This is a genomic window from Bradyrhizobium sp. AS23.2 (genome assembly GCF_001908185.1).
Taxonomy (GTDB): domain Bacteria; phylum Pseudomonadota; class Alphaproteobacteria; order Rhizobiales; family Xanthobacteraceae; genus Bradyrhizobium.
In genome coordinates, this window is record NZ_LGHM01000080.1 from 65,191 (window position 1) to 77,810 (window position 12,620).

At 64.3% G+C, this 12,620-nt stretch carries 11 protein-coding genes; 10 read left to right on the forward strand and 1 reads right to left on the reverse strand.

Annotated features, from left to right (window positions below; genetic code table 11):
* The first annotated feature begins 96 nt into the window (after positions 1–96).
* Both AC630_RS17935 and AC630_RS17940 read left to right on the forward strand, forming a co-directional pair.
* Positions 97–3,333: a bifunctional cytochrome P450/NADPH--P450 reductase gene (locus AC630_RS17935; RefSeq protein WP_074119816.1), complete on the forward strand. Its 3,237-nt coding sequence runs from the start codon at positions 97–99 to the stop codon at positions 3,331–3,333.
* A 125-nt stretch (positions 3,334–3,458) separates the two neighbouring features.
* On the forward strand, positions 3,459–4,133 hold the full coding sequence (locus AC630_RS17940; protein ID WP_074119817.1) for a spermidine synthase: 675 nt from the start codon (positions 3,459–3,461) through the stop codon (positions 4,131–4,133).
* Here AC630_RS17940 and AC630_RS17945 read toward each other — a convergent pair.
* Positions 4,130–5,044, reverse strand: coding sequence for an alpha/beta fold hydrolase (locus tag AC630_RS17945; RefSeq protein WP_074119818.1), 915 nt, complete (start codon positions 5,042–5,044; stop codon positions 4,130–4,132). The genes AC630_RS17940 and AC630_RS17945 overlap by 4 nt on opposite strands.
* Before the next feature lie 169 nt (positions 5,045–5,213).
* On the opposite strand from AC630_RS17945, the gene AC630_RS17950 reads away from it, so the two are divergent.
* From AC630_RS17950 to paaA, 8 genes are all read left to right on the forward strand, one after another.
* The gene (locus AC630_RS17950; RefSeq protein ID WP_074119819.1) at positions 5,214–5,597 is read left to right on the forward strand and encodes a hypothetical protein; all 384 of its coding nucleotides are present in this window, start codon (positions 5,214–5,216) and stop codon (positions 5,595–5,597) included.
* Positions 5,594–6,676 carry a PHA/PHB synthase family protein gene (locus AC630_RS17955; protein WP_074119820.1) on the forward strand — a complete coding sequence of 361 codons (1,083 nt, stop codon included), beginning with the start codon at positions 5,594–5,596 and terminating at the stop codon, positions 6,674–6,676. The genes AC630_RS17950 and AC630_RS17955 overlap by 4 nt, the downstream gene beginning before the upstream one ends.
* Positions 6,673–7,266, forward strand: coding sequence for a GNAT family N-acetyltransferase (locus tag AC630_RS17960; RefSeq protein ID WP_074119821.1), 594 nt, complete (start codon positions 6,673–6,675; stop codon positions 7,264–7,266). Before AC630_RS17955 ends, AC630_RS17960 begins: the two co-directional genes overlap by 4 nt.
* Positions 7,267–7,498: 232 nt before the next feature.
* The gene (locus AC630_RS17965; RefSeq protein WP_074119822.1) at positions 7,499–7,954 is read left to right on the forward strand and encodes a phasin; all 456 of its coding nucleotides are present in this window, start codon (positions 7,499–7,501) and stop codon (positions 7,952–7,954) included.
* A gap of 227 nt (positions 7,955–8,181) precedes the next feature.
* Positions 8,182–9,468 carry a DUF445 domain-containing protein gene (locus AC630_RS17970; RefSeq protein WP_074119823.1) on the forward strand — a complete coding sequence of 429 codons (1,287 nt, stop codon included), beginning with the start codon at positions 8,182–8,184 and terminating at the stop codon, positions 9,466–9,468.
* A 201-nt stretch (positions 9,469–9,669) separates the two neighbouring features.
* Positions 9,670–10,440: an esterase/lipase family protein gene (locus AC630_RS17975; protein WP_074119824.1), complete on the forward strand. Its 771-nt coding sequence runs from the start codon at positions 9,670–9,672 to the stop codon at positions 10,438–10,440.
* A 239-nt stretch (positions 10,441–10,679) separates the two neighbouring features.
* Positions 10,680–11,546, forward strand: coding sequence for a phenylacetic acid degradation operon negative regulatory protein PaaX (gene paaX / locus AC630_RS17980; protein ID WP_074119825.1), 867 nt, complete (start codon positions 10,680–10,682; stop codon positions 11,544–11,546).
* 76 nt (positions 11,547–11,622) lie between these two features.
* On the forward strand, positions 11,623–12,615 hold the full coding sequence (gene paaA / locus AC630_RS17985) for a 1,2-phenylacetyl-CoA epoxidase subunit PaaA (protein WP_074119900.1): 993 nt from the start codon (positions 11,623–11,625) through the stop codon (positions 12,613–12,615).
* Positions 12,616–12,620: the final 5 nt, after the last annotated feature.

Sequence of the window (12,620 nt, forward strand, 5' to 3'; positions counted from 1 at the left end):
CGGGATGGTCCGAAGGACCAGACCCGGAACCTCGAGATTCCGGGTTCGATGCTGCGCATCGCCCCGGAATGACGCGATCAGGGGGAAGCGCTTTTAATGTCATCCAAGAACCGATTGGACCCGATTCCGCAGCCGCCGACCAAGCCCGTGGTCGGCAACATGCTGTCGCTGGACTCGGCCGCTCCCGTGCAGCACCTGACGCGGCTGGCCAAGGAGCTCGGCCCGATCTTCTGGCTCGACATGATGGGCTCGCCGATCGTCGTCGTTTCCGGCCACGATCTCGTCGACGAGCTCTCCGACGAGAAGCGCTTCGACAAGACGGTGCGCGGCGCGCTGCGGCGCGTGCGCGCGGTCGGCGGCGACGGCCTGTTCACGGCTGATACCAGGGAACCGAACTGGAGCAAGGCGCACAACATCCTGCTCCAGCCCTTCGGCAATCGGGCCATGCAGTCCTACCATCCGAGCATGGTCGACATCGCCGATCAGCTTGTGAAGAAATGGGAGCGCCTCAACGCCGACGAGGAGATCGACGTCGTCCACGACATGACCGCGCTGACGCTGGACACGATCGGCCTGTGCGGTTTCGACTACCGCTTCAACTCCTTCTACCGGCGCGACTACCATCCTTTCGTCGAGTCGCTGGTGCGCTCGCTCGAAACCATCATGATGACCCGCGGCCTGCCGTTCGAGCAGCTCTGGATGCAGAAGCGGCGCAAGACGCTCGCCGAGGACGTCGCCTTCATGAACAAGATGGTCGACGAGATCATCGCCGAGCGCCGCAAGAGTGCGGAGGGGATCGACGACAAAAAGGACATGCTGGCTGCGATGATGACCGGGGTCGATCGCTCGACCGGCGAGCAGCTCGACGACGTCAACATCCGCTACCAGATCAACACGTTTCTGATCGCGGGCCACGAGACCACCAGCGGATTGCTGTCGTACACGATCTACGCGCTGCTGAAGCATCCGGATATCCTCAAGAAGGCCTATGACGAGGTCGACCGCGTCTTCGGCCCCGACGTCAATGCGAAGCCGACCTACCAGCAGGTGACGCAGCTCACCTACATCACGCAGATCCTGAAAGAGGCGCTGCGGCTGTGGCCGCCGGCGCCCGCCTATGGCATCTCGCCACTGCAGGACGAGACCATCGGCGGCGGCAAATACAAGCTCAGGAAGGGCACCTTCACCACGATCCTGGTGACGGCGCTGCATCGTGATCCCAGCGTCTGGGGTCCGAACCCCGACGCCTTCGACCCCGAGAATTTCAGCCGTGAAGCGGAGGCCAAGCGGCCGATCCATGCCTGGAAGCCGTTCGGCAACGGTCAGCGCGCCTGCATCGGCCGCGGCTTCGCGATGCACGAGGCGGCACTCGCGCTCGGCATGATCCTGCAGCGCTTCAGGCTGATCGATCACCAGCGTTACCAGATGCACCTGAAAGAGACGCTGACCATGAAGCCGGAGGGCTTCAAGATCAGGGTTCGTCCGCGCGCCGATCGCGAGCGCGGCGCCTATGGCGGGCCTATTGCTGCGGCAGCTTCGGCGCCCAAGGCGCCGCGCCAGCCGACGGCACGTCCCGGCCATAACACGCCGATGCTGGTGCTTTACGGCTCCAATCTCGGGACAGCCGAGGAGCTCGCGACGCGCATGGCCGATCTTGCCGAGATCAACGGCTTTGCCGTGCATCTGGGCCCGCTCGACGATTACGTCGGCAAGCTGCCGCAGGAGGGCGGCGTACTGATCATCTGCGCCTCCTATAACGGCGCGCCGCCGGACAATGCGACGCAGTTCGTCAAATGGCTCGGCGGCGACTTGCCGAGCGATGCCTTCGCCAACGTGCGTTACGCCGTGTTCGGCTGCGGTAACAGCGACTGGGCGGCGACCTATCAGTCGGTACCCCGCTTCATCGACGAGCAATTGTCGGCGCATGGTGCGCGCGCGGTCTATCCGCGCGGGGAAGGCGATGCGCGCGGCGATCTCGACGGCCAGTTCCAGAAATGGTTCCCGGCGGCCGCCCAGGTCGCGACCAAGGAATTCGGCATCGACTGGAATTTCACCCGCACGGCTGAAGACGATCCACTCTATGCGATCGAGCCGGTGGCTGTGACTGCCGTCAACACTATCGTGACCCAGGGTGGCGCGGTGGCGATGAAGGTGCTGGTGAATGACGAATTGCAGAACAAGTCGGGCGCCAATCCGTCGGAGCGCTCGACGCGCCATATCGAGGTGCAGCTGCCGTCCAACATCGCCTACCGTGTTGGCGATCACTTAAGCGTCGTCCCGCGCAACGATCCGACGCTGGTGGATTCGGTTGCCCGCCGCTTCGGCTTCCTGCCCGCCGACCAGATCAGGCTTCAGGTCGCCGAAGGCCGCCGCGCGCAGCTGCCGGTGGGCGAGGCCGTATCGGTCGGCCGCCTGCTCAGCGAATTCGTCGAGTTGCAGCAGGTGGCGACACGGAAGCAGATCCAGATCATGGCCGAGCACACCCGCTGCCCGGTCACCAAGCCGAAGCTGCTGGCCTTCGTTGGCGAGGATGCCGAGGCCGCCGAGCGGTACCGCACCGAGATTCTCGCCAGGCGCAAGTCGGTGTTCGACATGCTGCTCGAATATCCGGCCTGCGAATTGCCGTTCCACGTCTATCTGGAAATACTCTCGCTGCTGGCGCCGCGCTATTACTCGATCTCGTCCTCGCCGTCGGTCGATCCAGCGCGGTGCAGCATCACGGTCGGCGTGGTCGAAGGGCCGGCCGCTTCGGGGCGCGGCACCTACAAGGGCATCTGCTCGAACTATCTCGCGAACCGGCGCGCCAGTGACGCGATCCACGCAACGGTGCGCGAGACCAAGGCCGGCTTCCGGCTCCCGGATGATCCATCCGTGCCGATCATCATGATCGGCCCGGGCACGGGACTCGCGCCGTTCCGCGGCTTCCTCCAGGAGCGCGCCGCGCGCAATGCGAAAGGGGCCGTCCTCGGCCCGGCCATGCTGTTCTTCGGCTGCCGCCATCCCGACCAGGATTTTCTCTACGCGGACGAGCTGAAGGCGCTGGCGGCAAGCGGCATCACCGAGCTTTTCACGGCATTCTCGCGCGCGGAAGGGCCGAAGACCTATGTGCAGCATGTCCTGGCCGCACAGAAGGACAAGCTCTGGCCGCTGATCGAGCAGGGTGCGATCATCTATGTCTGCGGCGACGGCGGAAAAATGGAGCCCGACGTGAAGGCGGCCCTCGTCTCGATCCATCGCGAGAAGAGCGGCAGCGATGCTGCCGCCGGTGCGCGCTGGATCGAGGAGATGGGCGCGAAGAACCGCTACGTGCTGGACGTCTGGGCGGGCGGCTAGCTTCAGACCGTAGGGTGGGTTAGCGAAGCGTAACCCACCATCTTCACGACGGGCGGCGAGCAAAGCGGTGGGTTACGCCTTCGGCTAACCCACCCTACGATTTGCGATCGTGCTAAAGCTCTCCCATGATTCCCTGGGAAAAGATCGATACCGCCCGGATTCCCGGCTCCGACGGCGAGCTCCGACTGATGCGGCGCGGCAAGGAGTTTTCCATCAAGCTCGGCACCAACGAGCTGATGAACAGCCGCCTGTCGGGCTCGGAAGCCGCGCTCGCGACGCTTGCCGCGAAACAGATCGAGAAGGTCGCCAAGCCGGCCCTCCTCATCGGCGGACTGGGCATGGGGTTTACGCTGCGTGCGGCGCTCGCGGTGCTCGGAAGCAAGGCGAAAATCGTGGTCTCAGAGCTCGTGCCGGCGGTGGTCACGTGGGCGCAAGGCCCGATGGCGGAGGTCTTTGGCGACAGTCTCGACGACCCCCGGGTGAGCATACGGGAGACCGACGTTGGCGAAATCATCCGGGCGCAGCGCTCGGCCTTCGACGCCATTCTCCTCGACGTCGACAACGGGCCGGAAGGGCTGACTCGGAAGGGCAATGACGCGCTCTACAATGCGAGCGGGTTGAAAGCGGCGAAGACGGCGCTGCGGCCGGGAGGCGTGCTCGCTGTCTGGTCGTCGGGGCCCAACCCGGCATTCACCAAGCGTCTTGGCAGCGCAGGTTTTGACGTCAACGAAGTCAACGTCCGCGCCACCGGCAGAGGCGGGGGCGCGCGCCATGTGATCTGGATCGCGAGAAAGAGCTAAGCCGCCTGTTCCGCCGCGCCGTGCGCGTGCTTGTCGATGGCGCCGATGATCTGCGGCCAGAAGCGCATCGGCAGGGCGTGGCCCATGCCCTCGATCATCAACAGCTTTGCGCCGGGGATCGATGCTGCCGTGTCCTTGCCGCCTTCAGGCCGCACCAGTGGATCGACGGTGCCGTGGATCACCAGCGTTGGCGTCTTCACACCATGCAGCCGCTCCTTGCGACTGCCGGAAGCCAGCACGGCGCGGAGCTGCCGGCCGACGCCGGCCGGATTGAGCCCGCGCGCGAACACGCGCTCGGCGCGATCAGGGTCGAGCGCTTCCTCTTCCGGAAAGGAGCCGGCGCGCAACACCTTCCAGGTCTCGCCGAAGCGGACGATGAATTCTTCCTTGCTGCGTGGCGGCGGCGCCATCAGCATCGCGGAAGCCTCACGTGTCGGCGGCGGCACGCGCGGATTGCCCGTCGTCGACATGATCGAGGTCAGCGAGCGCACGCGCTCGGGAAACGACAGCGTCACCTCCTGCGCGATCATGCCGCCCATGGAGGCGCCGACCAGATGCGCCGACTTGATGCCGAGTGCATCCATCAGGCCGACCGTGTCCTTGGCCATATCGATCAGCTTGTAGGTTGCGGCCACGGGAATCCTGAGGAAACGCAGTTTCAACAGCTCGAGCGGCGTCAATCGTTTGCCGCCTGTCAGATGGCTCGACTTGCCGATGTCGCGATTGTCGAAACGGATCACGCGAAAGCCGTGCACGGCGAGCTGCTCGCAGAACGCATCGTCCCAATGGATCATCTGGGCTCCGAGCCCCATGATCAGCAGCAGCGGCTCGGCATTGTCGTTGCCGAAGATCTCGTAGCAGATGTCGATGCCGTTGGCGCGGACGGTCTGGGGCGGCTGATGGGCGATCACGGCTGCGTTCCCTCGCTGCTGACGAATGCTGTATCGCACGGTTTTCGGTCGCAATGAAGCCGTGTACGCGACATCCCATCCGCTGCTTGCCGGTTGACCGGCACGGCGCAACGGTGTGGTATGGCGAAAAAAGAAGGGCATCGCAGCTCTCGACATCCGGAGGACGCCGATGACCGACAAGATCAACGACCCGGTCGCCACGTGGCAGAAGATGATTGGCGAGATGGAGAAGGGGTTTAACTCCTTTGCCAACCAGGCCATGTCATCGCCCGAGTTTTCACAGGCGATGAACCGTGCGGGAGGAGTTGCTGCAGGTGCTCAGAAGCAGCTGGGCGAGCTCATGGAGAAGTACCTCGTCGCGATGAACCTGCCGAGCCGCGAACAGGTGACGGGTCTTGCGGAGCGGCTGCAGTCCATTGAGGTCCAGATCGGCGAGATCAAGTCGATGCTCAGCCAGATGGCGGCAAGCTCCGGCATATCGCAAGGCTTCGACGGTGCGCCGCGGCCACCACGGACGAAGCGTCCGCCCTCCGAAGGCGGAGAGCAAAAATGAACGCGCCGACGGGACTTGATTTCGCTTCTATCCCGGAGCGCATCCAGTCCGAGGTGCAGCGCGCAATCCAGCGCAGCATCAAGGGCGTCGAATATTTCTCGACCTCCGGTCCGACGCTCGGCTCGACGCCGAAGGACGTGCTGCATTCGCGCGGCACGATGAGCCTCTATCACTATCGGCCGATGTCGGACGAGATCTACCGCGTGCCGGTTCTGATCGTGATGGCGACCACCAACCGCGGCTACATCCTGGATCTCGTGCCTGGCCAGAGCTTCATCGAGTTTCTCCTGAGGCGCGGCTACGACGTCTACATGCTCGACTGGAGTGCGCCGCGGCCGGAGGAGAAGAGTCTGCGCATGGAGGATTATGTCCTCGACTTCATTCCGGATTGCGTTCGCCGCGTGCAGCAGGATTCCGGCGAGAAGGACGTCTCCGTCATCGGCTATTGCTTCGGCGGCGTGCTGTCGCTGCTCTACGGCTCGATCTTCAAGGACGGGCCGATGAAGAATTTGATCTGCTTCACCACGCCGATCGATTTCCGAGAGATGAAGCTGTTCTCGAATTTGTCCGACCGCCGCTATTTCGACGTCGACCGCCTTGTCGACAGCGTCGGCAACGTGCCGCCGGAGATGATCTTGTCGTCGTTCGAGATGCTGCGCCCAGCCTCGCGTGCGGTGAGCCAGATCCAGCTCTGGGAAAACATCTGGAACGACGAGTTCGTCAAGTCGTACCGCATGTTCGACCGCTGGGCGACCGATACGCTGCCGCTGGCCGGTGAATATTTCCGCACCATCACCAAGGACCTGATGTGGGACAACAAGCTGTTCAACGACACCATGTCGGTCGGTGGCCGCGCAGCGAGGCTCGAGGACATCAAGGTGCCGATCCTGCATGCGGTCGCCGAGCACGATCACATCGTGCCCTATGACGCGGCAAAGCACCTGATCGCGAAGATCGGATCCGAGGACAAGGAAGAGGTGATGCTGAAGGGCGGTCACGTCTCGCTCGTCGCCGGCGCCAACGCGGTGAAACGGCTGTGGCCGAAACTGGACTCCTGGCTGGGGAAGAGATCGATATGAGCGAACAGCGTTCCTATCCGCGTCACGTCAAGACGGATGCCGGTGACATTGAGATCCGCCTGATGTCGCCCGCGGACGAAGCCGCGGTGCTTGCCTTCGGCAAAAGCCTGCCGCCCCATGATCTCCTGTTTCTGCCGCGCAATATCAGCGAGCCGAAGGTGCTGTCGGCCTGGGTCAAGGAGATCGAGCGCGGCGCGATCAGGAGCCTGCTCGCGGTGAGAGACGACAAGGTCGTCGGCTGCGGCACGCTGGTGCGCGATCCGCATTCCTGGTCGCCCCATGTCGGCGAGATCCGGATGGTTGTGTCACCCGACGTCCGCGGGAAGGGGCTAGGGAAGGCGCTGTCGCAGGAGACCTTTGCGCTCGCGCTTGGTGCCGGCCTGGAAAAGCTCTCGGTCCAGATGACGGTTGATCAGCAGGCGGCGATCGCCCTGTTCGAAAGCCTTGGCTTCAAGGCCGAGGCGCTGCTGCGAGACCACGTCCGGGACGTCGATGGCAAAACCCACGACATTGTCGTGCTCGGGCACAACATCGCGCAGGTCCAGGCCCAGATGGAGGCCTATGGGCTTCCGGGCGCGGTCCAGCACTAGAGGGCACCGTCCAGCGCTACGATCGTCAGTTGACCCTTGCATCGTCCCTCAGGGAACCCGGATGGCGAGGAGGCAGCAGAATGCCTCCCGTTAAGTCTGTTCACAGGTTCGTGATATTGCAATGCAACATTGATGTTGCGGCGCACAATTGGCTGTGCCATATAAGCCTTGCCCCGGGCCAATGCGGACGGGGTGAGCCCATAGCTCAGACCAATGAGGATGGAGAGACCCCGTGACCACTGAAACGAATACCGCTTTCGACGGCTTCAAGGACGCTTTCAAGAACATCCAAAATCTGGAAGTTCCCGAGGCTGCTCGCGAGTTTGTCAAGAAGACCGCCAATACTGCCAAGGACCGTGCTGCCGAGGCTTTCGCAGGCTCCGAGCGGGTGACCGCCGCCGTCGAGAACGCGGTGACCGAATCCGTCGCTGAGGCCGGCAAGATCAGCCGCAACATCCAGCAGGCGATCTACGAGGACGCTGAGGCGTTCTTCTCGGGCATCGACAAGCTCGCTTCGGCCAAGTCGATCAGCGAAGCCGTCGAGATCCAGTCGGGCCTGCTCCGCGCCCGCGGCGAAGTGTTCGTCTCGCGCGCCAAGGCGACCGCCGACTATTTCGGCAAGCTCGCTGCCAACGGTGCGAAGTCTGCTCAGGACAACTTCGCCAAGGTCTACAACAAGACCGCCTGATCTGGCGCTGAGACGAGAAACTGAATTCGAGGCCCGCTTCGGCGGGCCTTTGTTTTTTTCTCTTGCGTTCCCCGGATGCTGTGCAGCGCGCCGCGTTGCGGCGTGGTGCACTGCTGATCCGGGGGGCATCCTGCGTCGGATGCTTGCTGGGTCCCGGCTCTGCGGTGCATCGTTGCACGCTGCACCGCGTCCGGGACACGCGGAGACTGACACGTTAAGTTTCTGCCATGACTCCATCTGCCACCTTCTCCTTCGACACCCCCGGCGATGCCGAACGCGCGGCCGAACTGCGCCGCGTCAAGGCGCTGGCGACGTTGGTACTGGCGTCGACGCTTCTGCTGTTCATCGTCGCGAAATGGCTTCTCCCCGTGCATCCCGTGTTCGGCTTCATCGCCGCCTTTGCGGAAGCTGCTACAATTGGCGGGCTCGCCGACTGGTATGCCGTGGTTGCGCTGTTCAAGCGGCCGCTCGGCCTGCCGATCCCGCACACTGCGATCATCCAGAGCAACCAGGCCCGCATCGCGGACAAGCTCGGCGAATTCATCCAGGTGCATTTCCTCGAGGCGGGTCCCGTCGAGGCCAAACTGAAAGAGATCGATTTCGGCTCCTTCGTCGCGGACTGGCTGCGCGACCGCAAGCGTAGCGATGATCTTGCGCGCTTCGCGCTGCGCTTGCTGCCGGAGGCCGTCTCTGCGACCGAAAGCTCCGGCCTGATGACCTTCATCATCCGCCGCATGTCCTCGCAGCTCCAGGCGATCGACCTTGCGCCGCTCGCGGCCGGCACGCTGCGCGGCTTCGTGGCAGAGGGACGGCATCAGATCCTGTTCGACGATTTCCTGCGCGTGATGCACGACACGCTGAAGCAGAAGGAGACGATGGCGATGATCCGCGAGAAGGTGCGCGCGGAGTTGCCGACCCTGCTCAGGCTCTATCGCGCCGACAAGTTTCTGGTGAACAAGATCGTGGCGTCTGCCACCGCCTTCTTCGAGGAGGTGCGCAGCGATCCCAAGCATCCGTTTCGCGGCGAGTTCGACCGCATGGTGCTGAGTTTCGTCGACCGGCTCGGCACCGACCAAGCCTATATCGACCGCATCGACGGCCTGAAGCGCGATCTGCTGGCACGGCCTGAGCTCGCCGATCTCGCCCGCACCGTCTGGGCCAACACGCGCTCCTTCATCGAGCGCAGCGCTAGTGGCGAGACGCAGGTACTGCAGCATCATTTCGCCGGCATGTTCGTCGCCGCAGGCGAAGCGCTTGCCGGCGATGCCGAGCTGCGCGGCGAGATCAACAAGGGCCTGGTGACGGTGCTGCGCAGCTTCGTGGCCGACCAGAAGAGCGGCGTCTCGACCTTCATCTCCGATCAGGTCAAGGCGTGGGATATGGCGCAGCTGATCTCGCTGATCGAAATCAACATCGGGCGCGACCTGCAATACATCCGCTTCAACGGTTCGCTGATCGGCGGCCTCGCCGGACTCGCGCTGTACTCCGTCGAGTTCCTGCTCCGATTGTTGTGACTTTTGCGTCACGGATGCTGGCATTAGCGCGCGGGCCTATTGTCGCTCCGCGCCTCTCCCGCTTGAATGTCGGGAGCCGGCCGCCTAGCTGATTCATGTTGCGCTGCGGAATGTTCAAGAAGCCGGCGTATTGGAATTCATGCCCATTTGCCGGCATCGCGACCGGCGGCCTTTCCAGGAATTCTTGCCAGGGGAACATTGATGACCGCTACTGCCCAGACGCTGCGCCCGCCGTCCCGTACCCTGATGTTCCTGGAGGGGCGCGCTATCCACGAGTTCGGTGCGTTCGTCGGCGCACTGCCGCTGCTTAGCCTCGCGCCGCGCGGCGACGGGCATCCGGTGCTGGTGCTGCCGGGCCTCGTGGCCTCCGACGCGTCCACGCGCGCGCTGCGCACGTTTCTGTCGGGCAAGGGCTATGCGGTGAGCGGCTGGCGCCAGGGCCGCAATTATGGCCTCCGTCCGGGCGTGCAGCATGCGATGGTTGATCTGGTCCACGAGCTCAATGACAGGCACGGCCGCAAGATCAGCCTGGTTGGCTGGAGCCTCGGCGGCCTCTATGCGCGCCAGCTCGCCAAGATGATGCCGGAGCGCGTGCGCCAGGTGATCACGCTCGGCAGCCCTTTTGCGGGCGATCCTCGTTCGACAAATGCCTGGCGCGTCTACGAATGGGCGAGCGGGCGGAAGTCCGACGAGGTCGATCCGCAGTTCGGCGGCGAGCTCGCCGTCCCGCCGCCGGTGCCGACCACCGCCGTCTTCAGCCGCACCGACGGCGTCTGCGCCTGGCAGGGCTGCATGGAGAAGACGGGAGCGCAGACCGAGAGCATCGAGGTCGAGAGCAGCCATTGCGGCATGGGCCATCATCCTGCCGTCGTCTATGCGGTCGCCGACCGCCTCGCGCAGAAGGAAGGCCAGTGGCGGCCCTTCGATCGCAGCGGCTGGCGCAGCCTCGCGTATCCCGATCCGCACCGGTAGTGCTCTTCTTCACCTCGCCCCGCTTGCGGGGAGAGGTCGGATCGCATCGGAGATGCGATCCGGGTGAGGGGGAGTTTCCGCGAGTCCAACTGTCACCATTTTTGCGGATGCAGCCCCTCACCCCAGCCCTCTCAGCGCGAGCGAAGCTCGTCGCGGCCCCGTAAGAACGGGGAGAGGGAGAGCAACAGCGTCGCTCCCATCCATTGTCGCGCCCACATCAAACGCGCTATGCCTCGCGCATGACGCATCCGCTCTCCCGCATCATCGACGAACTCAAGCGCGAGCCGTCGCGTACGGGCTCCATCGTCATCACCGTGTTCGGCGACGCCATCGTGCCGCGTGGCGGTTCGGTGTGGCTCGGCACGCTGCTGGAATTCTTCGAGAGCCTGGATATCGACAGCGGCGTCGTCCGTACCGCGATGTCGCGCCTCGCAGCCGATGGCTGGCTGACGCGCGAAAAGGTCGGTCGCAACAGCTTTTATCGCCTCGCCGAAAAGGGCCGCGAGACCTTCGAGGCCGCGACGCGCCACATCTACGATCCGCCGCCATCCGACTGGACCGGTCGCTTTGAGCTGCTCCTGATCGGCAATGGCGAGGATCGTGACGCCTCGCGCGAGGCGCTGCGCAATGCCGGCTTCGGCAGTCCGCTGCCCGGCGTCTGGGTCGCGCCGTCGGGCGTGCCGGTGCCGGACGAGGCCGCGGGCGCGATCCGTCTCGAAGTCTCGGCGGAGGATGCCAGTGGCCGCCGTCTGCTCAGCGCGAGCTGGCCGCTGAATCGCACCGCGGGCGCCTATCTGAAATTCATGAAGACGTTCGAGCCGCTCCGCGCCGCGATCGCGCGCGGCACGGAGCTGTCTGAAGCCGACGCCTTCACCGCGCGCATCCTCCTGATCCACCATTACCGCCGCGTCGTGCTGCGCGATCCGCTGTTGCCCGAGAGCCTGCTGCCGGCGGATTGGCCGGGCAGGGCGGCGCGGGACCTCTGCGGCAAGATCTATCGCGCGCTGCTCGTCCCGTCCGAACAATGGCTTGATGGCCGTGGAACCAACGAGAAGGGACCGCTGCCGCCGGCGCGGAAGCTCCTGGAACGGAGGTTTGAGGTCTGAATTTTATGTTACAGAAATATCTTGCATGAAGTAGTTTTTGTTATATATTGCCTCCCAATAAAACGGGAGGATGCGCATGTATACCCAGGCGCTGAACACGGCCGAGGCGGACGACCGCAGCCTCGAAGATGCGGCGCAGGCCGCAACGTTCCAGGCGCGCATCGATGCCGAGGTACGTATCGAGCCGAACGACTGGATGCCGGCGGCCTATCGCAAGACGCTGACCCGCCAGATCTCCCAGCACGCCCATTCCGAAATCGTCGGCATGCTGCCCGAAGGCAACTGGATCACGCGCGCCCCCACGCTGCGCCGCAAGGCAGCGCTGCTCGCGAAGGTGCAGGACGAGTGCGGCCACGGGCTCTATCTCTACGCCGCGGCCGAGACGCTCGGCTCATCGCGCGAGGAGCTGGTCGACGCCATGCTCGCGGGCAAGGCCAAGTATTCCTCGATCTTCAATTATCCGACGCTGACCTGGGCTGATATCGGCACCATCGGCTGGCTGGTCGACGGCGCCGCGATCATGAACCAGATCCCGCTGTGCCGCTGCTCCTACGGTCCCTATGCGCGCGCGATGATCCGCGTCTGCAAGGAGGAGTCGTTCCACCAGCGCCAGGGCTACGAGATCATGCTGACCTTGTGCCGCGGCTCGGACGAGCAGAAGGCGATGGCGCAGGATGCGCTGAACCGCTGGTGGTGGCCGGTCCTGATGATGTTCGGCCCGCCGGATGCCACGAGCCAGCACAGCGACACCTCGACGAGGTGGAAGATCAAGCGCTTCTCCAATGACGAGCTGCGACAGAAGTTCGTCGATGCCACCGTGCCGCAGGCGCAATATCTCGGCCTCACCATCCCCGATCCCGGCATGACGCAGGATGCGGACGGGCACTGGTGCTACAGCGGCATCAACTGGACCGAATTCAAGCAGGTGCTCGCCGGCAACGGCCCGTGCAACCGCGACCGCATGGCCGCGCGCCGCAAGGCCCACGCGGAGGGCGCCTGGGTACGCGAGGCGGCAGCCGCCTATGCCGCAAAGCGCGTTCAGCGTCAGACCGCACAAGCCGCGGAATAAGGAGG